The organism is Mucilaginibacter myungsuensis (assembly GCF_015222005.1).
Lineage (GTDB): Bacteria > Bacteroidota > Bacteroidia > Sphingobacteriales > Sphingobacteriaceae > Mucilaginibacter > Mucilaginibacter myungsuensis.
The window spans coordinates 573,527-599,634 of sequence record NZ_JADFFL010000002.1 but is presented as its reverse complement, the minus strand read 5'-3'; the positions used below and the strand labels follow the sequence as shown (position 1 = coordinate 599,634).

The following is a 26,108-nucleotide window of genomic DNA, read 5'->3' as shown; positions in this document are numbered from 1 at the left end:
ACTTGCGTAAACCAATTATACATCCTTTTTAACAAAACCCATGAGAAAAGCTTTCTTTTTGTTTGTCGCCTTGCTTACCGCCCATGTTTCTATGGCGCAGGTGAAGGCCGTACAACTAAAGACCGAGAACCTGGTCAACCCTAATAGTATCGACGCCGCTGCCCCACGCTTTAGCTGGCAGATGGACGCCGGTACCACCCGCGATGTGATGCAGACCGCCTACGAGATCAAAGTGAGCGACGGCAAAACCACCGTATGGGCACCGGGCAAAGTATCATCCGACGAGGCCAACTATATTACCTACAAAGGCAGTCCGCTTAAGTCGGGCGAAAAATATACCTGGACAGTGAAGATCTGGGATAACAAAGGCAAAGCATCGGCAGTAAGTACCGGCACTTTTCAAATGGGTTTGTTAAGCGAAGGTGATTGGAAAGCACAATGGATAGGCCCGGCAACGGAAGAGGCATCGCGCCCAAGTCCTATTTTGCGTAAAGGATTTTCGATCGGCAAAAAGATCAAGTCGGCTACAGCTTATGTAACCGCTCACGGTTTTTACGAGGCTAAGATCAACGGACAAAAATTGGGTAATGAATACCTTACCCCGGGTTACACCAGCTACCACAAACGCCTGCAATACCAGGCTTATGATGTTACTACTATTTTAAAGACCGGCGCTAACGTGGCAGGTGCAAGTTTAGCAAGCGGCTGGTACCGCGGCATCTACGGCATTGGCGACAGGAAAGAGATCTACGGTAAGGACATTGCCCTGCTGATGCAGATCAACATTACCTACACCGATGGCACTACCGAGGTGATCGGCACCGATAACACCTGGAAAAGTGCGACAGGCGAAGTACGCTACGCCGAGATCTACATGGGTTGCACCATTGATGCAAGGATGGAACAAAAAGGCTGGTCAGTTGCTGGTTTCGACGATAGCAAATGGACGGCGGTTACCGTAGGTAACTACCCTAAAAACATATTGATCGCCACCCAGAACGAGCCTGTGCGCAAGCACGAGACCTTTAACGTAAAAAAGATCTTCACTACGCCTAAGGGCGAAAAAGTGATCGACTTTGGTCAGAACTTAGTTGGTTGGGTACAATTTAAAGTGACAGGTAAAGCAGGCGACAAGATCAAAATATCGCACGCTGAAGTGCTGGATCCGGCCGGTAACTTTTATACCGAGAACTTGCGCGCCGCTAAATCAGAAAATACGTTCATCCTGAAAGGCGGCGCTCAAGAGACCTTCGAACCGCAGTTTACCTGGCAGGGTTTCCAGTATATCAAGATAGAAGGCTACCCGGGCGATATCAAACCTGAGGATTTTGTCGCGATATCGGTTTACTCGGATATGCCGGTAACTGGCCATTTCACCAGCAGCAACCCGCTGATCAACCAATTACAACATAATATCGAATGGGGCCAACGCGGTAACTTTATCGATATCCCTACCGATTGCCCGCAACGGGACGAGCGTTTAGGCTGGACCGGCGATGCGCAGGTGTTTGCCCGCACGGCTACTTTCAATATGGATGTGCACAGCTTTTTTACCAAATGGTTAAAGGATGTTGCCGCTGATCAATATAAAGACGGCAGCTTGCCACACGTTATCCCTGATGCTTTTGACGAGGGCAAACCTGTAGGTGGCGGCGGCAGCGCGGGCTGGTCTGATGCTACGACCATCATCCCATGGACGATGTACCAGGCTTACGGCGATAAACAGATCCTGGCCAACCAATACTCAAGTATGAAGGCTTGGGTTAATTGTATGACCGCCCGCAGCAAGAATAACTTGTGGAACACCGGCGGCCACTTTGGCGACTGGCTGTTCTTTACCCGTAACGATGATAATGACGGTACTGCCGCCATTACCAGCAAATACCTGATCGCGCAGTGCTTTTATGCTTACTCTACACAATTGCTCATCAACACCGCCAAGGTGTTGGGCAACACCAATGATGTTGATACTTACACCAAATTACTGGCCGATGTGAAGAACGCTTTCTTAAGAGAATACGTCACTCCTAACGGACTGATATCATCTGACACACAAACAGCTTATACCTTAGCGCTGCAATTTGACATGCTGCCCGAAAATTTAAGGCAGCAAGCCGCCGACCGTTTGGCATCTAACGTTCGCCGTTATGGAAACCACCTGACCACCGGCTTTTTGGGTACGCCGTACCTATGCCACGCGCTGAGCCGTTTCGGGCATGATGAGACCGCCTTCCGCTTGCTGATGCAGGAAAATTACCCATCGTGGTTATACCCGGTAAAGCGCGGCGCTACCACTATTTGGGAGCGCTGGAACGGTATCCACCCGGATGGACAATTAGAAGTTCCGTCGATGAACTCTTATAATCACTACGCTTACGGTGCTATTGGTGATTGGATGTATCGCCACGTAGCCGGTATCGACACCAAAGCCGACGCGCCGGGTTACAAAGGCATCACCATCAAACCGACCGTTGGCGGCAAGTTGACATCGGCATCGGCAGACTATAACACCATGTATGGCAAGGTAAGTTCGGGCTGGAAAGTTGCCGATGGCAAATTTGATCTGGATGTAGTGATCCCGGCAAATACCACTGCTACCGTTTACGTACCAACCAAAAATGGCAGCGCGGTTACCGAGGGCGGTAAGCCGGTGACCAAAGTTGACGCGAGCGCTGCGGTGGCAGGCTATACGGCGATCAATGTAGGCTCGGGTACATATCATTTTAGCACAGCAAACTAAACCTTATCAACATGCAAGTAATATTAGGCGTTATATTTCACTTCATCGGCGGCTTTGCCTCCGGTAGTTTTTACATCCCTTACAAAAAAGTAAAAGGCTGGGCCTGGGAGAGTTTTTGGATAGTAGGCGGCCTGTTCTCATGGCTGATCGTTCCGCCAATCGCGGCATTCCTGACCGTTCCTAACTTTATCGACATCATCAAAGCAACCAACGGAGGTATCCTGGCATTGACCTATTTCTTCGGTCTGCTTTGGGGAATCGGCGGCTTGACTTATGGGCTTGGTGTCCGATACTTGGGGGTTTCTTTAGGTAGTACCATTATCTTGGGTTTGTGTTCGGTATTCGGGGCTTTGGTGCCGGCGGTCTACTATCAGTTTTCACCCACCGAGGGAAAAGATAGCATCGGTATACTGGCATCTAATACATGGGGACAGATCGTACTGATCGGTATCGTAGTATGTGTATTGGGTATTGTTATCTGCGGTCGCGCGGGTACGTTAAAAGAGCGCGACCTGAATAAAGAAGGTGCAGCCGAGAACGAGAATAAAGACTACAACTTCGGTCTGGGTATCACCGTGGCTATCGTTTCAGGTATCCTGAGCGCTTGTTTTGCCTTCGGTATTGACGCAGGAGCAGCTATGGCCGACGCAGCTAACGAGACCTGGAGAGCGGCCAACAACATTACCGATGGTAGCAATTTCCTGTATAAAAATAACGTCACCTACATCATCATCCTTTGGGGAGGCCTCACCACCAATTTTGTGTGGTGTATGATCCTGAACGCCCGCAATAAAACCTTCAGCAATTATACCGATAGTAAGACACCGCTATTAAAGAACTATATCTTCTCGGCATTGGCCGGTACTACCTGGTTCTTGCAATTCTTTTTTTACGGCATGGGCGAGAGCAAGCTGGGTAACGGCGCAAGCTCTTGGATATTGCACATGGCCTTTATCATCCTCATCGCCAACGTATGGGGGCTGATATTAAAGGAATGGAAAACGGTGAGCAAAAAAGCATTTTCTACCCTGATACTGGGTATCGCTACCATCACCTTATCGGTGCTATTGGTGGGTTACGGTAATAATTTAAAAGACAAAGAGGCCGCAGCTAAGGCCAAACGAACGGAAGCAGTTAAACAATAACATCAGATCTATACAAAAGCAGTAATACAATGTCTATCAAGGAAACAAATTTTAAACACGTAAGCTATTTATGGGACGACGCCGAAGCCGCTAAACTGGCCGGCGACGAGATAGCCCTGTTGATATATCGCTCTAACTTATTGGGTGCCGACCTGCGCCTCACCAATTACGGTGGCGGCAATACATCGTGCAAAGCCCAGGCTAAAGACCCGCTCACCGGTCAGGAACTTGAAGTGATGTGGATCAAAGGATCCGGCGGTGATATTGGTACCTTAAAGAAGAGCGGATTGGCCGCCCTTTATGTAGACCGTTTACGCAGCCTGAAGAACGTGTACCGCGGCTTAGAGCACGAAGATGAGATGGTGGAATTATTTAACCATACCATTTATGATCTGGCCTCAAAAGCGCCATCGATAGATACACCTTTGCACGGATTTTTACCTTTTAAACATATCGATCACCTGCACCCGGACGCGGCTATCGCCATAGCGGCAGCAAAAGATGGCAAGCAGATCACTGCCGACCTATTTAAAGGCACTATTGGTTGGGTTGATTGGCAAAAACCGGGCTTTGAATTGGGCTTGCAATTAAAAGCTTGTTTAGATGCTAACCCGGGCATCCGTGGCATCATGTTAGGTTCGCACGGATTGTTCACCTGGGGCGATACGGCTTACGAAAGTTATGTGAACACCTTAGAGGTGATCGAGCAATGCGCCGAATACCTGGAGCAGAACTACGGCAAAAAAGGCCCTGTCTTCGGCGGTGCTAAAATTGAAAGTCTGGATGCGGAGGGTCGCAAAAAACAAGCGGTAGCCTTAGCGCCTATCCTGCGTGGTTTCTGTTCATCCAAACAAAATATGATCGGCCACTTTACCGATGACACTCGTGTATTGGAGTTCATCAACTCAAATGACCTGACCCGCCTGGCACCAATGGGTACCAGCTGCCCGGATCACTTTTTAAGGACCAAGATCAGTCCGCTGGTGTTGGACTTAGGCAAAGATGAGGACCTGAGTGACGTAGAAGCATTAAAAGCCCGCTTAACCCCGGCTTTTGAGGCTTACCGCGCCATGTATACCGAATATTACGAAACCTGTAAACACCCGAATAGCCCGGCCATTCGCGATGCTAACCCGGTGGTGATCTTGTATCCGGGTGTGGGTATGTTCACCTTTGCTAAAGATAAACAGACCGCCCGTGTGGCAGCCGAATTTTATACCAATGCGATCAATGTAATGAAGGGCGCCGAGGCGATCTCTGATTACACCTCGCTGCCGCATCAGGAAGCATTCAATATCGAATACTGGTTGCTGGAAGAGGCTAAGCTACAACGTATGCCTAAGCCTAAAGCCTTAACAGGTCGCGTTGCTTTAGTTACCGGCAGCGCCGGCGGCATTGGTAAAGCTATCGCCAAAAAATTTGCCGAAGAAGGTGCCGTAGTGGTGCTGAACGATATGAATGCGGAACGCCTGGAAGGTGCCGGCGAAGAGTTCAAGAAATTATTTGGTAAAGATGCCTATACCACGGTCGTATTAGATGTGACCAAGGCCGACCAGATCGCCGATGCTGTTGCTACAGCTACTTTAGCCTTTGGCGGTGTGGATCTGATCGTGAATAACGCAGGTCTGTCTATCTCTAAAACCATAGCCGACCATGCCGAAAAAGATTGGGACCTGTTATATGATGTATTGGTAAAAGGCCAATTTTTGGTGACCCAAGCGGCTACAGCCGTGATGAAGAAACAAGATATCGGTGGCGATATCATCAACATCGTAAGCAAAAATGCTTTAGTAAGCGGCCCTAACAATGCCGGTTACGGGAGCGCCAAAGCGGCACAGTTACACCTGAGCCGATTGAACGCGGCAGAATTAGGCCCGGATAAGATCCGAGTAAATGTGGTTAACCCCGACGCGGTGATCAGTGACAGCAACATATGGGCCGGTGGCTGGGCCGAGGGCCGTGCTAAAGCGTATGGTGTTACCGTTGAGGAATTGCCTGCTTACTACGCCAAACGTACCTTGCTGAACGAGGTTATCCTGCCTGTGGATATCGCTAACGCCTGCTTCGCTTTTGCGGGTGGCTTGTTAAGTAAATCGACAGGGAATGTGTTAAATGTTGACGGCGGCGTTGCGGCGGCCTTTGTACGCTAAAAAGAGCTATAACTATGGAACAGCATAAAATTGACGAGCACAATCATCAGCATATTAAAGCGCACCAGCGCCGGTTCGATTTTGTAGCCGAGGATGTAAAGGATCTGGATGGGGTGATGCAAAAACTGCAGGCTTTCAACATCGCTATACCGAGCTGGGCTTTGGGTACCGGGGGTACGCGCTTTGGCCGTTTCAGCGGCGGCGGCGAGCCTCGCAGCCTGGAAGAGAAGATAGCCGATGTGGGCATGATCCATGCGCTGAACAGGTCGAGCAATTCGATATCGCTGCACATCCCTTGGGATATCCCAAAGGATGCAGACGCTATAAAAGCTGAGGCTAAACACTATGGTTTGCGTTTTGACGCCGTGAACTCTAATACATTCCAAGACCAAAAGGATGCGTCTTTGAGTTACAAGTACGGTTCGCTGCACCATTCAGATAAAGCCGTGCGCAAGCAGGCGGTCGAGCATAACATTGAGGTAATTAAATACGGAGTGGAATTAGGTTCTAACGCCCTATCGGTTTGGTTGTCGGATGGTTCTAACTTCCCGGGACAGCTGAATTTCCGTAAGGCATTCCAAAATACTTTGGAGAGTTTGCAGGAGATATACGAGGCCCTGCCGGATGATTGGAAAGTATGGATCGAGTACAAACCATTCGAACCTAATTTTTACTCCACCACCATTGGTGATTGGGGGCAATCGCATTTGCTGGCATCCAAATTAGGCAAGAAAGCGTTAACGCTGGTAGATCTTGGTCATCACCTGCCTAATACCAATATCGAGCAGATCGTTTCCCTACTGCTGATGGAAGAGAAACTGGCCGGTTTCCATTTCAACGATTCTAAATACGGTGATGACGACCTTACCGTCGGCAGCATCAATCCCTACCAATTGTTCCTGATCTTTAATGAACTGGTTGAAGGTATGGATGCCCGTGGACTGAACCACGCTACCGGAATTGGCTGGATGATAGATGCATCGCACAACGTAAAAGACCCGATAGAGGATCTGTTGCAATCTGTAGAAGCCATTAAGATCGCTTACGCGCAAGCATTGTTAGTAGATACTGCTGCCTTGGCGGCTGCTCAACAGGGCAACGACGTAGCTAAAGCACAGGAGGTATTACAAGCTGCTTACCGCACAGATGTTCGCCCACTGATCGCAGAGGCGCGTTTACGTGAGGGTGGCGCGCTGGATCCGATCAAGGCGTTCAGGGAGCAGGAAGTGCGTGCAGGTTTAATTAAGCAGCGCGGGGAGAAGACCGTGGCTACAGGACTATAATTTTCTGCATGGCACCTATACCAGTTATAGCCGTTTTTGACGTTGGCAAAACCAATAAAAAGCTTTTCCTGTTTGACGAAAGCTATCACATTGTTTTTGAGCGTAGCGCCCGTTTTAACGAGACCGTAGACGAGGACGGTTTTGCCTGTGAGAACCTGGAGGCCTTGCGGCTTTCGGTTTACGACTCGCTGGCAGAGGTGGGGCGCTTAAAGGAGTTTGATATTAAGGCGGTCAATTTTTCGGCCTATGGGGCGAGTTTTGTATACTTGGATGAGAACGGTAAAGCGATCGCCCCGCTGTATAATTATCTAAAGCCTTATCCGGAAGATATCAAGAAGCAATTTTATGATACCTACGGTGATGAAGCTCAAGTGGCTTTTGAAACAGCATCGCCTGCTTTGGAGAGTTTGAATTCGGGCCTGCAATTGTATCGCATCAAACATCAAAAGCCTGAGCTTTTTAAAAAGATAAAACACGCGCTGCATCTGCCACAATACCTAAGTTATCTGGTAAGTGGCGAGGAAGTTTCGGACATGACCAGCATCGGCTGCCATACTGCGCTTTGGGACTTTGAGAAGAATGATTACCACGATTGGGTGAAGAAAGAAGGTATTGCGGATATCTTCGCCCCGGTGGTCCCGGCAGATCATGTGTCGTCGCCGGTGATCAGCAATAAGCATTATAAGGTTGGCATTGGCCTGCACGATAGTTCGGCCGCGCTGATCCCGTATCTGGCAAGCTTTAACGAGCCATTTATTTTATTATCGACAGGTACCTGGTCGATCAGCTTGAACCCTTTCGATCAGTCGCCCTTGACAGCCGAGGAATTAGCCGCCGATTGCCTCAACTATATTCAATACAAAGGCAAACCGGTAAAAGCGTCGCGCTTATTTAGCGGGCACGAATATGATCAGGGCATTAAGCAAATCGCCGAAAAGTACGGGCAGAATACCATAAAGTACCGTAACCTGGCCTATGATGATAACCCGCAGGAGGATGACGTTAAAGCCTACTACGATCTGGTGAAAAACCTGATCGCTAAGCAAAAGATATCGACCGGTTACGTGTTAAAGAATGCCCCGGTAAAACGGATATTTGTAGACGGTGGCTTCGGGAAGAACTCGGTGTTTATGCACCTGCTGGCAGCGGCTTTCCCGGATATTGAGGTCTACGCAGCCTCGATGGCACAAGCCACCGCCATGGGTACGGCTTTAGCCATCCATCACAAATGGAATAGCCGACCGATACCTAATGATCTGATCAGTTTAAAATATTATTCGGCGGCGGGGCAGAAGGTGTAAATAGAGTAAGGAACATTCCCACTTAGTGAGCAAAATAATCTCACTCGTGGATATTACAATGAGCAAGAAGGTTCACCGCTCAAAGGTCAGCGGCATCAACTAGATCATAGCAACCGAAAAGAGCCAGCGGCCTCAGTTCAACTTATACGACGCTACCAGATAAAACTCCGGTATGGCTACGTCGAACACAGAATTATCCATCAGGCGTACCATTTGATATTCGCCCTTCATGCTACCCATGTCGGTTTTAAGGTTACAGCCCGATATATATTCGTGACTTTGGCCGGGTTCGATGATCGGCTGAACGCCTACCACGCCCTCGCCCTCTACCTCGCGGTGGGTGCTGTTGCTGTCAAAAATATGCCAATGGCGGCGCATCAATTGCACCGCATAGTTGCCTACGTTCTCGATGCTGATACGGTACGCGAACATAAAATGCTCATTAGCAGGGTTAGAGTACTCAGGCTGATACTGGGTCTCTACTGTGATCTTTACACCTTCTGTTATTGTGGTCACCATGATAAAAAGGGCCTGTTTGGGTCAAATATATTAATAGCGTGTCAAAAATCAAGCCATTAGTAATTATGTGTCAATATTTTAACAATTGGGCAAAACAGTTTGGCGCGTGGCGCAAGGCGGCAATTGGTAACCACCGATCACTTAAACGAGTAATTTACGCATGAATGGAGTATTCCCGATAGCGCAAGCACATCCAGCGGTAAATAAAACTCGTTAGTATGAGCATGAAAGCAATTGGTTTAACGCTAATTATGGCCTACATGATCTTGACCGCGCCGGTCAACAAACCTGTAGACAAGGTGGACCTTGACCGTTTTGCCGGCAAGTGGTATTCGCTTTATTCTATCCCCACCATGTACGATAAGGGTAGCCGCGAAACTACCACCGCATACACGCTTACCAGAGATGGCTATTACAAAGTGTTCACCGCCTGCAAAAAGGGCGAGGAGCAAAAGTCGAGTACCTACAACAGCAAACTGTTTACCGATGGCGACACCGACGGCGAAATGCACGCCCAATTCCTTTGGCCATTTAAAGTGGACTACTGGGTGATCGAACTGGCCGACGATTATTCGTACGTAGTGGTGGGCCACCCCGAGCATAAGTTCCTTTTCATCATGTCGCGCAAGCCAGCGATAGATAAAAAGCTGCATGACGAGATCGTTGGACGCTGTAAAGCCAAAGGTTATGAGGTTGATAAATTAACATCGCAACACCATGGCGAGTAAACTATTCCGAAAAGCGGTCAACGCTTATCTACGCCATCAGCATCAGGTGGTTTATCAATTTATGCAGATGTGAGCTGGGAGGTGAAAGGTTAAAGGAGAAAGGTAAAAGGTTTTGTTTTGACAGATGAGCCCGTAACTCAAACCTTCAACTTTTTTCCTTCACAAACAACCTTTCACCTTTAACCTTTTACCTTTTCGCTCTTTCCCCTTTTTTACTATTTTTGCACAAATTAACTCCCAATGAGCGAACTCGTAAAAAAACAGCTGGCCGACGCGAAGGCCTCGATGGAAAAAGCGGTAGAACACTGCGATAACGAATTAGGTAAGATACGTGCCGGTAAGGCCAATCCTGCTATGTTTGATGGTGTTGTGGTTGATTATTACGGTACGCCTACACCAATAAGTCAGGTAGGTGCTATCAATACCCCCGATGCTAAGACCATCGTTATCCAGCCTTGGGAAAAAAACTTGCTTGGCGCGATCGAGAAAGCCATTATGGAAGCTAATCTTGGTGTTAACCCACAAAATGATGGTATCATTATCCGCATCAACGTGCCGCCATTGACAGAGGAGCGCCGCCGCGATCTGGTGAAGAAAGCTAAAGGCGAAGCCGAAAATGGCAAGATCGCTGTACGTAACATCCGTAAGGATATTAACGACAAGATCCGTAAGCTGAAAACAGAAGGCGTATCTGAAGACGAAATGAAGACCGGCGAAGCTGAAGTGCAGAAACTGGTTGACGGCTACATTGTTAAGGTTGACAAGCTGATGGAAGCCAAAGAAAAAGATATCATGACCGTATAAGATACATACAATGTCAAATTAAAGGGAATGCGCATTTTGTGCCATTCCCTTTTTTTATTTTTGCGCCCTCTCACACGTGGATATATGAAAATTTTATTAGAATATTTAAAAAAGCACAAGTGGACGGTGGCCCTGGCCTTGCTGCTTGCCGCTATCAACATAGGCTTCTCGCTGCTTGACCCTTGGATCACCAAGGATATTATGGACAAGTACATCGTCCCGCAGGATGGCTTGCCGCATAGTTTCGATTACCGTTTTTACGGTTCGTTAAAACTGGTGGGCCTGGCCGTTGGCGCTGCCATGGTATCCAGGATAGCTAAGAACTTTCAGGATTACTTTACCAATATCATTGTGCTTAAGACCGGCGCACAGATGTATAGCGATGGCTTAAAGCACTCTTTAAAATTACCTTACCAGGTTTTTGAGGACCAACGCAGTGGCGAAACCTTAGGTGTGCTACAAAAAGTGCGTACCGATAGCGAGAAGTTCATCACCTCGTTCATCAGCGTGTTATTTGTGTCGTTGGTGGGGATGGTGTTCGTGATCGTGTACTCGCTGGCGGTTAGTTATAAGGTAACGCTGGTTTATTTTGCAGCGATACCGGTAATTGCTATCGTGAGTTCAGCACTGAGCAAGCGGATCAAAAAGATCCAAAAAAGTATCGTTGGCGAGACCACAGCGCTGGCCGGGTCGACTACCGAATCGTTAAGAAATATCGAGTTAGTAAAGAGCCTTGGCTTGGCCGATCAGGAGATAGAGCGCCTGAACAAGACCACATACAAAATACTGGAACTGGAGTTAAAAAAAGTAAAATACGTGCGCAGTATGAGTTTTATACAGGGCACTACGGTTAACCTGGTACGCTCTATTATGGTGGTGATCTTGCTGATGCTGATCTTTAAAGATACTTTAACGCCGGGTAGTTACTTTCAGTTCCTGTTCTATTCATTCTTCCTATTCAATCCCTTGCAGGAGTTGGGTAACGTGATCCAATCATGGCGCGAAGCGCAGGTATCGCTGGGTAATTTCGAGCGGATCATTAATACTCCTATCGACCCAAAACCTGCCAAACCGGTATTGATCGAACGTATACAAAAACTGGCGTTTAACGATGTGAGCTTTAAGCACCTGACCGCTAATCGCAACGCGCTAAACCATATCGGTTTTGAAGTGAGCAGCGGCGAGACCATCGCTTTTGTTGGCCCTTCGGGTTCAGGGAAAACAACGTTAGTTAAATTATTAGTTGGCTTGTATCAACCCATAGAGGGCGATATTGCCTACAACGGAGTTGCGAGTAAAGAGATAGATTTGGACCAACTGCGCGAACGCGTAGGCTTTGTTACGCAGGATACCCAACTATTCTCTGGTACGATACGGGAGAACTTATTATTCGTTCGCCCGAATGCTACGGATGAAGAGTGCCTTAACGCGATGCACCGTGCCGCCTGTCAAAGTTTACTGGCCCGCGCATCTAACGGCTTGGATACCGTTATTGGTGAAGGTGGCGTAAAGGTATCAGGCGGCGAAAAACAGCGTTTGTCTATCGCCCGTGCTTTGTTGCGCCGCCCGGATATTTTGGTGTTCGATGAGGCTACCTCGTCGCTGGATTCGATCACCGAAGAAGAGATCACCGAGACCATCAAAGATGTATCAGACAAACAAGATCACATCACCATCCTGATCGCGCACCGTTTGTCCACCATTATGCATTCGGACACCATCTACGTGCTGGAAAAAGGCCGCATCATCGAATCGGGCAGGCACATGGATCTCTTGCAACAAAAAGGTTTATACTACGCCATGTGGCGTCAGCAGATCGGTGAGAAATTCGCGCCCGAGGGGGCGGATCTGCCGTAAGGTCTTTGGCAGTTTTGAGTTTGCAATCGGCAGTTACAGATCAAAGCACTACGCCAACCGGTCCCATCGGGATCAAATATCGGTAGTCCCGCCAAACAATGGAAACGCTCCGTAGGTGCATAACTTTGGTTGCATACCTACGGCATGCTATAAAACGCTGAAACGTGTTTTGCTACCGATCTTATGCTCCTATGGAGCAGGTAGCTCAAACGCTCATAAACGCGAAAAACCTCCTAATGGGAGGCTTTTCGCGTTTATATCTTCTACCTCCTCCCTTTAGGGAGGCCGGGAGGGTTCTTACTTCATCAAATGCTTTAGCTGAATGATCTCTTCCTCTTCCAGGAATCTCCAGCGGCCGCGTGGCAGATCTTTTTTGGTCAGGTTGGCGTAGATCGTACGGTCAAGTTTAACCACCTCGTAACCTAATGATTCGAATATACGGCGAACGATACGGTTCTTGCCGCTGTGGATCTGGATACCCACCTCGCGCTTGCTGCCACCGGCAACGTAAGCTACGTGGTCTGGCTTAATAAAGCCGTCTTCCAATTCCAAACCAAAGCCGATCTTATTCATATCGCCCTGGGTAAGGCTCTTGTTCAGCTCTACCTGGTATAATTTAGTAATGTTATTGCGTGGGTGCGAAAGCTTATCGGCCAGGTCGCCATCGTTGGTCATTAGGATCAAGCCGGTAGTGTTACGGTCAAGACGCCCTACAGGGTAGATACGTTCGCGACTGGCTTTTTCGACCAGATGCATGATCGTACGGCGCTCTTGCGGATCCTCGGTAGTAGTGATATAATCCTTAGGCTTGTTCAGTAGCACGTAGGTCATCTTTTCGCGTTTCAAGGTCTCGCCATTGTAACGTACGGTGTCTTTAAATGGATCAACCTTAAAACCAAGCTCGTTAACAACCTCGCCATTTACCGATACCACACCTGCGGTGATCAACTCATCGGCCTTACGGCGCGAGCAGATACCGGCATTAGAGATATAGCGGTTCAAACGGATCAGACCGTCATCAACAGGTTTAACTTCTTTTTTATTACGACCGCGCATAGTGCGCTTTGGTTGAGCGTCGTCATTACGGCGTTCACGGCTTGGAGCACCTGCGTAGCTGCTTTCTTCGCGTTTGCGGAAAGGTGTTTCGTTAGCGCCATCCTCTCGCTTTTTGAAACCGCCGGTCGATGGTCTTCCGAAAGGTTTTTTATCGCCGGTAGCACCGCTGCCGAAGCTGCGTTTAGGGCGATCGCCAAAACCGGGCTTGCTATCGCGGCTGCCGTATGGCTTCTTGTCGCCACCTTCGGCACTGCGGCTACCGTAAGGTTTTTTATCTCCGAAACCAGGTTTGCTATCGCGGCTGCCATAAGGCTTTCTGTCGCCAAAAGGTTTTTTATCACCACCTGCGCTGCCGCCAAATTTGCCTGCAGGTTTATCGCCCGGGCCGTAGCCTGTGCCTGCTGGTTTGCGGGAAAATGAACGTTTTTCGTCAGAGTCGCTATTGTTATAGCTCCTCTTTGGTCGGTCCGATCCGGACGCTCCGGCAGCAGATCTGCCGCGTGACGATGAGGTTGATGAGCGGCCTGTGCTTTTTGACGCGTCGCCGCGTGATGGCCTTCCGGATGTGTTGGACTTGTCTTCGCGACCGTTCCCTGGTTTCTTAAATACCATATGTATTGAGTTTATCGCTTCGCAGCGGGGGTGTAAAGGTACGGTTTTTTAGTGGTTCTGTAAAACAATTTTCGCGTTGTAAATGTTCAGTTTTTCGTGCTGTTAAGTCGCATTTTACAAGGTCAGGAACAGGGGCTAAAATGGCCCGTTTTTGCAAGTACTTGATATTGTGAAATATATGTGTATCTTTGCAGCGCTTTCAAAGCATATTTGTTCACTAAAAAACAACGAATGATCAAAAAACACTTCATTACGTGCTCCGTAATTGTGGTGCTGTTTATCGTTTCTCAACTGTTTATTTACAGTACAACTATTAAGAGAAAAGCAGTGTCTGTTACAACTTCCGGTACCGCCGTGGCGCCGAAGTTCTCTCCCTTGGTAAGTTACAATAACAATGCCAATACCGAGATCAATTTTGCCGATGAGAACCTTCCGGTAAAAATTAAAAGGGTAAAAACTAAATTTCAACATTCAGTTAAGCAGCATAGCTACAACAGGATAGGTTCAAGCCTGTTACACCGCAAAGCCGCGACACTGTTCCCTATTATCGAGCCTATTTTAAAGGCTTACGGCATCCCCGAGGATTTTAAGTACATCCCATTAGTGGAATCGGGTTTAAAAGCCGGCACATCGCCCCGTGGGGCACGCGGACTGTGGCAATTTATGCCCGGTACAGCGCGCTCTTATGGCCTGAGGGTACACGGTAAGGTTGATGAGCGCCTTAACCTGCGCAAGTCTACCATAGCCGCCTGCGTTTACCTGCGCGAACTTTACAGCGAATTTGACAGCTGGACGCTGACCGCCGCTGCCTACAATTTAGGCTCGGTGAAATTGCAGCGCGCCATCAACAAAAGCGACAGGCGCAATTATTACCTGATGCATTTAAATGCCGAGACCGGCAATTATGTGTACAAGCTGCTGGCCATGAAACAGGTCATCAGTAAACCCGAACAGAACGGGTATGAAAAGAACAGTTATGCCTGGCTAAAGCCAAACGAGGTTCTGTTAGCGTGTATCAATTAAGATAAGCTGACAGAAAAACAATTACGGAGCAATTTTAACAGCCCGGTCGCTAAGCGGCCGGGCTGTTTTGGTTTTTATTATCCAGCACGTCATTGCAAGGAACGTGTTGAGTATCTATTTTTTCCTTCTCCGACAGTGGCACGGCTTCGGGTGAGGTGGTCAAATGCGTTGGGCGTGTGCGCGCCTGGGCTTTGACCGCCTGCAGGGTGAAGGCCTGTGCGAAGAAGCATTGGCACTGTCTTGATCTTTGGTTCTTTCTATCAAGAGAAAGAACGGCGGTTACATAGTTGCCAATTTGTATCCACGACATATCACTTTTAAGTTCCAACGGATCTAAAAACTTGCAATGACGAATTCTCGTTTAGGGTGTTCGTCTTATCACCTCGCATACAAAAAAATCCATACCTTCGATATTCAAAAATTCGCACCACCATGAAAATAGCCACCTACAACGTGAACGGAGTTAACGGACGCTTGCCGGTATTACTGCGCTGGCTGGAGGAAACATCGCCGGATGTGGCCTGCCTGCAGGAGTTGAAAGCACCCGACGAGAAATTCCCTTTACAGGCTATCCAAGATCTGGGTTATAACGCCATTTGGCATGGTCAAAAAAGCTGGAACGGTGTGGCGATCTTAGCTAAAGGCGAGATACAAGAACTACGCCGCGGCCTGCCCGGCGACCCGGACGATATCCACAGCCGCTATATTGAAGCTTTTGTAAATGGCATTGTGATCGGCTGCCTTTACCTGCCCAATGGCAACCCTGCACCCGGACCGAAATTCGATTATAAATTACGCTGGTTCGAACGCCTGACCGAACATGCTGCCAGCCTGTATGCCCGTGGCTTGCCGGTAGTTTTATGCGGCGATTACAATGTAATGCCAACCGAGATAGACGTCTACAAACCTGAGCGTTGGGTAGAGGATGCCCTTTTCCGCCCTGAGACTCGCGCGGCATTTAAAACCCTTGTAGATCAGGGCTGGACCGACGCTATACGCCACCTGCACCCAAATGAGACGATCTATACCTTTTACGATTACTTCCGCAACGCCTACGGCAGGGATGCCGGTCTGCGCATCGACCACTTTTTATTAAGTCCGCAGATAGCGCCTAAATTAAAAGCCGCCGTGGTGGACAGGCATGTGCGTGGATGGGAAAAAACAAGCGATCATTGCCCGGTTTGGGTGGAATTGGAGGAGTGAGAATAGCTACCAGATATTGATCAAGAACTATCATAGTATCTGGTCACCCACAAAAAAAGCCGATCATCACTGACCGGCTTTCCCTATTCCTTAAGCCCCTTCAGGGGTTTGGGGCTAATATTATCTATTCTTAAAATACTTAAAGTTCTTACCGATGAATTTAGCGTTCTCGCCTAATTCTTCTTCGATACGTAACAATTGGTTGTATTTAGCGATCCTGTCCGAACGTGATGCCGAACCGGTCTTGATCTGACCGCAATTCAATGCAACAGCCAAGTCGGCGATGGTAGCATCTTCGGTCTCGCCGCTACGGTGGCTCATTACTGATGTGTAACCGTTAGTTTGCGCTAAAGATACCGCGTCGATAGTTTCAGTTAACGAACCTATCTGGTTAACTTTTACCAGGATAGAGTTAGCTGTAGCCTGATCGATACCTTGTTGTAAACGTTTAACGTTAGTTACAAAAAGGTCGTCACCTACCAACTGAACTTTATCACCGATAAGGTCGGTCAATATTTTCCAACCTTCCCAATCATCCTCGCCCATACCATCCTCAATAGAGATAACAGGGTATTTCTCGGTTAACGACGCTAAGTACTGTGCTTGCTCGGCGCTGGTGCGGATAGCACCGTTAGGACCTTCAAATTTAGTATAGTCGTATTTACCGTCTTTGTAGAATTCAGAAGCAGCGCAATCGAATGCGATGCAGATGTCCACACCTGGTTTGTAACCGGCTTTCTCGATCGCTTGCAGGATGGTTTCAACACCGTCCTCGGTACCTGCGAAAGTTGGAGCAAAACCACCTTCGTCACCTACAGCAGTAGATAAACCACGATCGTGCAAGATCTTTTTCAGGTTGTGGAATACCTCAGTACCCCAACGCAAAGCCTCAGAAAATGAAGGCGCGCCAACCGGCATGATCATAAACTCCTGGAACGCGATAGGCGCATCAGAGTGTGAACCACCGTTAACGATGTTCATCATTGGGATAGGCAAAGTATTAGCGTTAACACCACCTACGTAGCGATATAGTGGCTGACGGCTTTCTTGTGCAGCAGCTTTAGCAACCGCTAAAGACACACCTAAGATAGCGTTAGCACCCAAAGTACCTTTGTTCTCGCTACCATCAAGCGCGATCATTAATTTATCGATAGCATTTTGCTCAAATACGTCAACACCTTTCAGTGCAGGAGCAATAACATCGTTCACGTTAGCAACGGCTTTCAATACGCCTTTGCCCATATATTTAGATTTGTCGTTGTCACGCAGCTCAACAGCCTCGTGTACACCTGTAGATGCACCAGATGGAACAGCGGCACGGCCAAGGGCACCATTTTCGGTCAATACTTCAACTTCTACGGTCGGGTTACCGCGCGAATCCAATATTTGGCGTGCGTGGACATCAATGATCAAACTCATAATCTTCTTTGAGGTTTTTTAATAGTGTATTATGTACAATAAGAAACGGCGACTAATATACACCCTTATTAAGGAAATAGCAACGGATTTTTTAGAATTAACGTTAGCTTAATATGCGGAACAAGAAGTGGACGGGTGCCGAAATAGCTAATTTTGTGCTCTTTATGCTATGGCGGCCAATTTTATCAGAAAGTACACAAAGAAGAATGGACAAAGGTTACAAAGAAATTGCAGCAGAAACATTCCTTGAAAAGCAGTGCCGTTGCTGCTATCAATGTTCCTCCCGCTCTCCATTACAACTCCGCGCTCAGCCGACGCTCTTTTGCCAACGCCCGCTGCTGGGTTTCCATTACGATCGGGTTTAGGTTGAAGGGCTGTGCTATCGATCTATTTGCTTGTACTAACTAAGCTCCCTGTCGCAGATGGAAATACCTTCTCCCGATAGCGGTACGGCTTCTGGAAAGATCAGGCAAAACAATGCGGGCCATGTGCAGCTGCAAGGGGAAGCGAATTTGCAGAAGGGCGGGTATGCGGGAGCGACAGCAGGGCAAATTCTTGCGTCCGTGGTTTTGCCTGATGCGGGCAGGGCCTGTGCGGCAAAAGAAGCATTAGCGCTGTCTTGACTTTTGGTTCTTTTTGTCAAGAAAAAGAACGACGGTAGCATATCGCCTACGTAAATAACCAGTCTAAAGGGTCATCAACTACCCCAATCGCTCCACGATTTGCGCTACGGTCAGCTTCTCTTGTGTGCCGCTCTGCATATTCTTAACGGTCAGTAAGCCGGTTGCCATTTCATCGCTGCCGACCATAACTGCGTAAGGGATATTTTTGCCGTTAGCGTAATCCAGTTGCTTTTTGATCTTGGCGCCTGCCGGGTAAAGCTCGGTGTTGACGCCTTTATTGCGTAATTGTTGCAGCATCGGTAAGGCATAAGCCTCGCCATCGCCGTCAAAAGGACAGATCAATACCTGGGTGCTCTCATCGGTAGCGGCCGGGAACAGGTTCAGTTCCTCCAGCACATCGTAAATACGGTCGGCACCGAAGGATATACCCACGCCGGTCAGGTCTTTCAACCCGAACATGCCGGTCAGGTCATCATAACGGCCGCCGCCGCCAATGCTGCCCATTTGCACCTCGTTGGTCTTCACTTCGTAAATAGCACCGGTGTAGTAGTTCAGGCCACGGGCCAGGGTAATGTCCAGTTCTACCTTGCCATTTTGCATGGTAAAGCTTTTCAGGTAGTTAAAAACGGTCTCCAGCTCCTCGCAGCCTTTAAGGCCAATTTCCGAGGTTGCCAATACCGAACGCAGGCTGGTCAGCTTCTCTTCGGTAGTGCCTTCTAAAAGGATGATCGGTTTTATCTGTTCGATGTTCTCTTCGGTAAATCCGCGCTCCAATAGTTCCTTGGTAACGCCATCCAGACCGATCTTGTCCAGCTTGTCAATGGCCACGGTCATATCAATGATCTGGTCGGCCTTGTTCACTACCTCTGCAATGCCGGATAGGATCTTACGGTTATTGATCTTGATGCTGAAGTCCTTCAAGCCCAGTTTGCTCAGTGCCTCGTCATAGATCAGTACAAATTCGGCCTCGTTCAACAACGACTTAGAGCCCACTACATCCGCATCGCACTGAAAGAACTCGCGGTAACGGCCTTTCTGCGGACGATCGGCACGCCAAACCGGCTGCACCTGGAAACGCTTGAACGGGAAGGTAATATCATTTTGGTGCATCACCACGTAACGGGCAAAGGGTACGGTAAGGTCGTAACGGAGGGCTTTTTCGGAGATTTTGGGGGTAATTTTGTTTAGGTCAGCTAATTCATCGACAAGCTGTAGAGCTAAAGACTCAAATTCAGACTTTCTCTCAGCAACTACGTCTACTATGCCCTCTGCATAGTCTGACCTTTCTTCCGCTTCGCGATTCTTAGACTGTAGATAATCTCCCTCTATGGCAAATAGCTGTTTTAAAGTAGCTATGCTGGATAGGTAATCGCCACTATTCAATATCTTAAAGATCAGCTTATCACCTTCATCGCCATACTTGCCCATCAAGGTTTGCGAGTTCTCCATAGATGGTGTCTCTATCTGCTGATAGCCATACTTGCGGAAAACTCCTTTAATGGTATCGAAAATAAAGTTACGCTTAGCCATTTCGGCCGGTGAAAAATCGCGGGTGCCTTTAGGTACAGATGGTTTGATAGCTGCCATGGCGGCAAAGGTACAAAACGGCGGCATTTTTTATGGGAGCATTATCGAGCCGACGGCCACGCGACAGACAACGCTATGTCATCCTATATTTGCAACACTGTTGTCCGGTAAAAGTAGGTTTAGTTAAAAAAGTATCGATCTTGTTTAAAAAATACCCTTGAGTGAAACTGACCGAAAAAAGACATTAAGGAAATATTAGGCGCTACCCACGCAAAGTAAAAAAGCAAGTAAAATATGTTTTATCGGTGCTTTCATATTAACATTGCAAAAATAACAAAGCAATTAGGCATTTACCTTGTTGCCATAATAGCACAACAAAGTTTAACCCGATACCTAAGATACGATATGACCCGCTTATCCGTCAACATCAATAAAATAGCTACCCTGCGTAACTCGCGCGGTGGTAACAATCCTGATCTGATACAAGTTGCTAAAGACATTGAAAGCTTTGGCGCGCAAGGCATCACCGTTCACCCCCGCCCGGATGAGCGCCATATTCGCTATGATGACGTTTATCAGCTGAAAGAGATCGTCACTACCGAATTTAACATTGAGGGTAACTGCGAGGAGCAAAAGTTTATTGATCTGGTATTGGCTGTTAAACCCGAGCAGGTGACCCTGGTGCCCGATGCATTAGGTCAGCTGACATCCAACCATGGCTGGGATACCATTACCCATAAACGTTACCTGACGGACATGATCGGTGCATTTAAAAAAGAAGGCATCCGCGTATCCATATTTGTTGATCCACTGGAAGACATGATAGCCGGCGCCGCTGAGACCGGCACCGACCGTATCGAGCTTTACACTGAAGGCTACGCCAATCATTATCACCAGGGTATAGAACTGGCGGCCGCTCCTTACATCATCGCTGCCAAAAAAGCGCAGGAACTGGGCTTGGGTTTGAACGCAGGCCACGACCTGGACCTGAAGAACCTGAAATACTTTGCCCAAAACGTTCCCGGATTGTTAGAGGTTAGTATAGGCCATGCCTTGGTTAGCGACGCCCTGTATTATGGTTTAGAAAATACTGTGCAGATGTATTTGCGCCAGTTGGCTTAACGCATGATAGTTAAACTGCCTGATAACGCACTGCACCCCGAATTTAGGTTAATGACATAATAATAGATCCCTGCGGGTAATGGGTTCCCATTGTAAGTTCCATCGAACGGAACGCCATAGCCTGTAGAGTTGAATACCATATTGCCCGCCCGGCCAAAGATCCGAACCAAGCTTTTGGGATAATTTTGGATATTGGGGATCTGCCATGTGTCATTTATTCCGTCGCCGTTAGGTGAGAACGCGTTGGCGAGGCTAAGCGCGCCGACGCCTACTTCGATCTTTACCTCAACTTTCGGGCTTTCACAATTCCCCGAATATTTGCTGACGTAGTAACTGCGGCTTTGGAGCGCCCTCACCTGGAACTTGCCCGTCGCGTTGTCCATCAACGGCGATAGGTCATTGGCGGTTTCATAAAGCCGGTATTTAAAACCAAGTTCGGCCGGCACGGAAACAAATGCATCTCCCGGTGCGCATAATTGTATGGTTCGGGTTGTTGGTGCGTTAATAATGATGCTGGTATTTTTTACTGTATAAGTTAGCGTTTGGGTGCATCCTACAGCATCGGTAACAATGATCTTGTAGGTGCCTGCCTTTACATTGGTCAGGTCCAAGGTATTGCCAATTATCGTTCCGTCCTCGTCTGTCCAGGTATAAGTTAGTGGGGCAGATCCGGTAGCTTGTATACCTTTAATGCTGCCGGTACTGTTCATGCAAGCATCGTCAGTGACCGCAACCGAATTACTATTAACCGACAACGCCGGTATCCGTGAAATGAAGTATTCAGCCAAAAAACTTTCGCAACCGCTTTGATCGGCAGTATAAACATCATAGGCGCCGGCATCCAGGTCGGTCAGTTTAGATGAGATAGTATTGCCGGGAGTGGTAGCGACGGTTTGCTGATCGGCTTTAGTTACCCAGCGATAACTTTTAGGTAACACCGCCGGCGGGTTTTGCAAAGTGATCTCGATGCTGCCATTATTCAGATCGCAGCTTGCGTTTTTAACTATCTTAGCGATCCCACCCAGATCGGCAGGTGCTTCGCGATCGATAATGTATGTAGCACTTTGTACTGTACAGCCGTTGGCATTGCTTGCCACCAAATAGTAACTCCCTGTAGCGGCGTTTTTAAGGTCGACTTGGGTAGATACAACGGTAGTGGCACTATTGCTATTGTACCATTTATATGAAGACGCGCCGGTAGTTTTGATGCCCGTAATGCTGCCATCATTATACTGACAAGTGGCCTTGGTGATCAGCCGTTCGCTATCACTAATAGTGATGCCGTTCAACTCGCCAATTTGAATGGCAGATGTATAGACCGGGCCGCAGTCTGTATCGTCGGTCACTTGCAGGGTGTAAAGACCGGCGGGTTGGTTAGTAAGATCTACAGTTGTGGCTACTTCAATGTCGGCAGCGTTTTTCCAACTGTATCTAAATGTGCCTTTGCCTGATGCCGTAATGCCGGTTATAGAACCCACGGTTTTGCCGCAATCGGTTGGAGTGACGATGGCTTCTGACTGATCAATATAAGTGCCGGTAAAGTTAAGGATGGTTACAGGGCCATAGGTAGCCGTACGGCCACTTGCAGAGCCGGTAACCGTTAATATGTATTTACCGGGTAGCAGATCCCATATATCCGGGTTTGTACCGAACTCCTTTCCATTTTCATCTTTCCAGGAATATTGCAATTGTTCTGGAGCTGTTGTGGATGCAGTTAGGCCTTTAATAATGCCGCTTTTATTGCAGGTTGGTTGGGTCACCACTAATTTAGATGTGTCGATGTTGGGTTGATCAGCTGTCAGTTTTACCAACGTTGCGGGGCTGGTAAGATATGATGTTGGGTTTTCAAGTATGGCCGATGCTATTGAGCTCTGCGGGATGATACCCGAATAAAGAAATATTAAGATTACGAGGTAGAAGATATTTTTCATTTGCACCGTTCACTTTTCAGAAACCCAGGTGCCGAACTTAGTGGTTGATCTAATGTCACTATTTGTTTACTGATCGTTAGCGAATTACTAAAAAAGCTATCTTTGCGCCAACAAAACAGGGGACCCTCTTTCATGACATTAAACACTGAATACCAGGAAAAGTTTCAAAACAGGCACATCGCTCCTAATGAGACAGATACGGCCCAAATGCTTAAAACGATCGGCGTTGGTTCGATAGATGAACTGATCGATCAGACCGTTCCGGCCAAGATCCGTTTAAAGCAGCCGCTTAATTTACCTGCCGCACTTAGCGAATTTGATTACCTGAACAACCTGAAGCAAACCGCCTCAAAAAACAAAGTTTTTAAAAGCTACATCGGTCAGGGCTATTATGACGTGATCGTTCCGGGTGTTATCCAGCGTAACATTTTAGAAAATCCGGGATGGTATACCCAATACACCCCTTACCAGGCCGAGATAGCCCAAGGCCGTTTACAGGCTTTGTTGAACTTCCAGACCATGGTACTGGACCTGACCGGTATGGAGATCGCCAACGCATCTTTGCTTGACGAAGGTACTGCCGCTGCCGAGGCCATGTTCATGCAATACAGCTTACGCAAGAACACTAAAGCGGATACTTTCTTTGTATCCGAAGAATTGTTCCCGCAAACTATCGATATACTAAAGACCCGCTCTGAGCCTTACGGCATTAAGTTGGTTATTGGTGATCACCGCACCGTTGAGTTGAACGACTCGATGTTCGGCGCTATCGTACAATACCCTGCCGGCCATGGGGAGGTTTATAATTATGCTGATTTTGCAACTGCAGGTCACACCCACGGTATCAAGCTTACCGTAGTTGCCGACCTGATGAGTTTGGTACTGCTTACCCCTCCGGGTGAGTGGGGTGCCGACATCGTGGTAGGTACATCGCAACGTTTTGGCGTGCCAATGGGCTTTGGTGGTCCGCACGCTGCTTTCTTTGCAACTAAAGAAGAATACAAGCGCTCTATGCCGGGCCGCATCATCGGTGTAACTATCGATAGCGCGGGTAACTATGCCCTGCGTATGGCCCTGCAAACCCGCGAGCAGCACATCCGTCGCGATAAAGCTACTTCTAACATTTGTACCGCTCAGGCGCTATTGGCTATCATGGCCGGTATGTACGCCGCTTACCACGGCCCTAAAGGTTTAAAGCTGATCGCCGAACGTATCCACGGTCTGACCGTATTGTTAAGCCAAAGCTTAGCCGAGTTAGGTTACGAGCAATTGAACAGCGCTTATTTTGATACGGTAAAATTCAGCTTGGGCGACCTGGCCGGACCGATCAAAGCTGAGTCTATTAATAACGAGATGAACCTGAACCACGTTGGTCAGGACGTAACCATCTCTATCGACGAAACCACTTCGCCTGAGGATATCAAGACAATCGTTAAATTCTTTGCCCGTGTTAAAGGCAAGTCCTTAACTGATGTTGATTTTGACGGCCTGCAAGCTAAGGTAGAGACCGTTATCCCGGCTGAATTGCAGCGTACATCGGCTTACCTGACCCACCCGGTATTTACCAGCCACCACAGCGAGCACGAGATGCTGCGCTATATCAAATCGTTAGAGACCAAGGATCTTTCGCTTTGCCATAGCATGATCGCTTTAGGATCTTGCACCATGAAGCTGAACGCCACTACCGAGATGGTGCCTGTTACCTGGCCGCAATTTAGCAAGATGCACCCTTTTGCTCCTGCCGACCAGACCGGCGGTTACATGCAATTATTTGACGAACTGAACAACTGGCTGAGCGAGATCACCGGCTTTGCCGCCATGAGCTTACAGCCTAACGCAGGCGCACAAGGCGAGTACGCCGGTTTAATGGTTATCCGCGCTTACCATAACGATCGTGGTGATCATCACCGTAATATCGCGCTGATCCCTTCATCGGCACACGGTACCAACCCGGCTTCGGCAGCGATGGCGGGTATGAAGATCGTAGTTGTGAAATGTGACGAGAACGGTAACATAGACGTGGCTGATATGAAAGCCCGTGCCGAGCAATATAAAGATAACCTATCGTGCCTGATGGTGACCTATCCGTCTACCCACGGGGTGTTCGAGGAGTCGATCATCGAGATATGCGAGATCATTCACCAGCACGGCGGACAGGTTTACATGGACGGTGCTAACATGAACGCGCAGGTAGGCCTGACCAGTCCGGCCAATATCGGTGCCGACGTTTGCCACTTGAACCTGCACAAAACTTTCTGTATCCCTCACGGTGGTGGTGGCCCTGGTATGGGTCCGATCGGTGTGGCTAAGCACCTGGTGCCTTACCTGCCGGGCCACGCGGTAGTTGATATCGATCAGGGTAAATCTATCCCGGCTGTTTCGGCAGCACCTTGGGGTTCTGCCTCTATTTTGATCATCTCTCACGCTTACATCGCAATGATGGGTGGTGACGGGTTGAAGAACGCTACCCAATACGCAATCCTGAACGCCAACTATATCAAGACCCGTTTGCAGCACCATTACCCGGTATTATACACCGGTGCTAATGATCGTTGCGCGCACGAGATGATATTGGATTGCCGCGCCTTCAAAAACTTCGGTATCGAGGTGGTTGATATTGCCAAGCGTTTAATGGACTACGGTTTCCATGCGCCTACGGTATCTTTCCCGGTTGCGGGTACGGTGATGGTAGAGCCTACCGAAAGCGAACCTAAGCACGAGCTGGACCGTTTCTGCGATGCCATGATCAGCATCCGTCACGAAATTGACGATGTAGAAAAAGGCCTGTCGGATAAAATTGACAACCCGTTAAAGAACGCCCCGCACACGGTATCGGTAGTTACCGGTAACGATTGGGAGCACCCATACACCCGTCAAAAAGCTGCGTTCCCGCTGCCTTACGTAGCGGCTTACAAATTTTGGCCGTCGGTAGGTCGCGTTAACGATACCTACGGTGATCGTACGCTGATCTGCTCTTGCCCTCCTTTGACCGATTATGAGTTTGAGGAGAGCGAGGTTACTACGCCTGAGTTTGGGACGTGAGAATGAGGTGAAAGGTTAAAGGA

At 48.3% G+C, this 26,108-nt stretch carries 18 protein-coding genes; 12 read left to right on the top strand and 6 right to left on the bottom strand.

Annotated features, from left to right (window positions below):
- The first annotated feature begins 40 nt into the window (after positions 1 to 40).
- The 5 genes from IRJ16_RS06455 to IRJ16_RS06435 are packed head-to-tail and all read left to right on the top strand — an operon-like array spanning position 41 to position 8,619.
- On the top strand, positions 41 to 2,740 hold the full coding sequence (locus tag IRJ16_RS06455; protein ID WP_194110705.1) for a glycoside hydrolase family 78 protein: 2,700 nt from the start codon (positions 41 to 43) through the stop codon (positions 2,738 to 2,740).
- An 11-nt stretch (positions 2,741 to 2,751) separates the two neighbouring features.
- A complete protein-coding gene (rhaT, locus tag IRJ16_RS06450) occupies positions 2,752 to 3,885 on the top strand; it encodes an L-rhamnose/proton symporter RhaT (RefSeq protein ID WP_194110704.1) in 1,134 nt (377 codons plus the stop codon).
- Between the two features lie 29 nt (positions 3,886 to 3,914).
- Positions 3,915 to 6,035 (top strand): bifunctional aldolase/short-chain dehydrogenase, encoded by a 2,121-nt coding sequence (locus IRJ16_RS06445; protein WP_194110703.1) that lies wholly within the window; start codon positions 3,915 to 3,917, stop codon positions 6,033 to 6,035.
- Between the two features lie 8 nt (positions 6,036 to 6,043).
- Positions 6,044 to 7,318, top strand: a complete 1,275-nt coding sequence (locus tag IRJ16_RS06440) for a TIM barrel protein (RefSeq protein ID WP_194110923.1) — start codon at positions 6,044 to 6,046, stop codon at positions 7,316 to 7,318.
- A gap of 8 nt (positions 7,319 to 7,326) precedes the next feature.
- Complete coding sequence (locus IRJ16_RS06435; protein WP_194110702.1) at positions 7,327 to 8,619, top strand: FGGY-family carbohydrate kinase; 1,293 nt, start codon at positions 7,327 to 7,329, stop codon at positions 8,617 to 8,619.
- Positions 8,620 to 8,751: 132 nt separating this feature from the next.
- Here IRJ16_RS06435 and apaG read toward each other — a convergent pair whose 3' ends face one another.
- Positions 8,752 to 9,138 carry a Co2+/Mg2+ efflux protein ApaG gene (apaG, locus tag IRJ16_RS06430; RefSeq protein ID WP_194110701.1) on the bottom strand — a complete coding sequence of 129 codons (387 nt, stop codon included), beginning with the start codon at positions 9,136 to 9,138 and terminating at the stop codon, positions 8,752 to 8,754.
- A 218-nt stretch (positions 9,139 to 9,356) separates the two neighbouring features.
- Here apaG and IRJ16_RS06425 point away from each other — a divergent pair, with 218 nt between their 5' ends.
- The 3 genes from IRJ16_RS06425 (at position 9,357) to IRJ16_RS06415 (ending at position 12,527) form a co-directional block, all read left to right on the top strand.
- The gene (locus IRJ16_RS06425; protein WP_228079901.1) at positions 9,357 to 9,866 is read left to right on the top strand and encodes a lipocalin family protein; all 510 of its coding nucleotides are present in this window, start codon (positions 9,357 to 9,359) and stop codon (positions 9,864 to 9,866) included.
- A gap of 240 nt (positions 9,867 to 10,106) precedes the next feature.
- Positions 10,107 to 10,670: a ribosome recycling factor gene (gene frr / locus IRJ16_RS06420; RefSeq protein ID WP_194110700.1), complete on the top strand. Its 564-nt coding sequence runs from the start codon at positions 10,107 to 10,109 to the stop codon at positions 10,668 to 10,670.
- Positions 10,671 to 10,754: 84 nt separating this feature from the next.
- Positions 10,755 to 12,527: an ABC transporter ATP-binding protein gene (locus IRJ16_RS06415; protein ID WP_194110699.1), complete on the top strand. Its 1,773-nt coding sequence runs from the start codon at positions 10,755 to 10,757 to the stop codon at positions 12,525 to 12,527.
- A 297-nt stretch (positions 12,528 to 12,824) separates the two neighbouring features.
- Here the strand turns inward: IRJ16_RS06415 and IRJ16_RS06410 are convergent, their stop codons facing one another.
- On the bottom strand, positions 12,825 to 14,195 hold the full coding sequence (locus IRJ16_RS06410) for a pseudouridine synthase (RefSeq protein ID WP_194110698.1): 1,371 nt from the start codon (positions 14,193 to 14,195) through the stop codon (positions 12,825 to 12,827).
- 327 nt (positions 14,196 to 14,522) lie between these two features.
- On the opposite strand from IRJ16_RS06410, the gene IRJ16_RS06405 reads away from it, so the two are divergent.
- Positions 14,523 to 15,218 carry a lytic transglycosylase domain-containing protein gene (locus IRJ16_RS06405; protein WP_194110697.1) on the top strand — a complete coding sequence of 232 codons (696 nt, stop codon included), beginning with the start codon at positions 14,523 to 14,525 and terminating at the stop codon, positions 15,216 to 15,218.
- Positions 15,219 to 15,267: 49 nt separating this feature from the next.
- On the opposite strand, the gene IRJ16_RS06400 is transcribed toward IRJ16_RS06405, so the two are convergent.
- A complete protein-coding gene (locus IRJ16_RS06400; RefSeq protein WP_194110696.1) occupies positions 15,268 to 15,528 on the bottom strand; it encodes a hypothetical protein in 261 nt (86 codons plus the stop codon).
- A gap of 122 nt (positions 15,529 to 15,650) precedes the next feature.
- Here IRJ16_RS06400 and xth point away from each other — a divergent pair, with 122 nt between their 5' ends.
- A complete protein-coding gene (xth, locus tag IRJ16_RS06395) occupies positions 15,651 to 16,421 on the top strand; it encodes an exodeoxyribonuclease III (RefSeq protein ID WP_194110695.1) in 771 nt (256 codons plus the stop codon).
- 120 nt (positions 16,422 to 16,541) lie between these two features.
- Here xth and eno read toward each other — a convergent pair whose 3' ends face one another.
- Together eno and hisS are read right to left on the bottom strand one after the other, a co-directional pair.
- Positions 16,542 to 17,840 carry a phosphopyruvate hydratase gene (gene eno, locus IRJ16_RS06390; protein ID WP_194110694.1) on the bottom strand — a complete coding sequence of 433 codons (1,299 nt, stop codon included), beginning with the start codon at positions 17,838 to 17,840 and terminating at the stop codon, positions 16,542 to 16,544.
- Positions 17,841 to 18,541: 701 nt separating this feature from the next.
- Positions 18,542 to 20,050, bottom strand: a complete 1,509-nt coding sequence (gene hisS, locus IRJ16_RS06385) for a histidine--tRNA ligase (protein ID WP_194110693.1) — start codon at positions 20,048 to 20,050, stop codon at positions 18,542 to 18,544.
- Positions 20,051 to 20,395: 345 nt separating this feature from the next.
- Here hisS and IRJ16_RS06380 point away from each other — a divergent pair, with 345 nt between their 5' ends.
- Positions 20,396 to 21,112, top strand: a complete 717-nt coding sequence (locus tag IRJ16_RS06380; RefSeq protein WP_194110692.1) for a pyridoxine 5'-phosphate synthase — start codon at positions 20,396 to 20,398, stop codon at positions 21,110 to 21,112.
- Here IRJ16_RS06380 and IRJ16_RS06375 read toward each other — a convergent pair.
- Positions 21,109 to 23,043 carry a gliding motility-associated C-terminal domain-containing protein gene (locus tag IRJ16_RS06375; RefSeq protein ID WP_194110691.1) on the bottom strand — a complete coding sequence of 645 codons (1,935 nt, stop codon included), beginning with the start codon at positions 23,041 to 23,043 and terminating at the stop codon, positions 21,109 to 21,111. The two genes, IRJ16_RS06380 and IRJ16_RS06375, sit on opposite strands and share 4 nt — an antisense overlap.
- Positions 23,044 to 23,175: 132 nt before the next feature.
- Between IRJ16_RS06375 and gcvP the strand changes: the two genes are divergently transcribed.
- Positions 23,176 to 26,085: an aminomethyl-transferring glycine dehydrogenase gene (gene gcvP, locus IRJ16_RS06370; protein WP_194110690.1), complete on the top strand. Its 2,910-nt coding sequence runs from the start codon at positions 23,176 to 23,178 to the stop codon at positions 26,083 to 26,085.
- Positions 26,086 to 26,108: the final 23 nt, after the last annotated feature.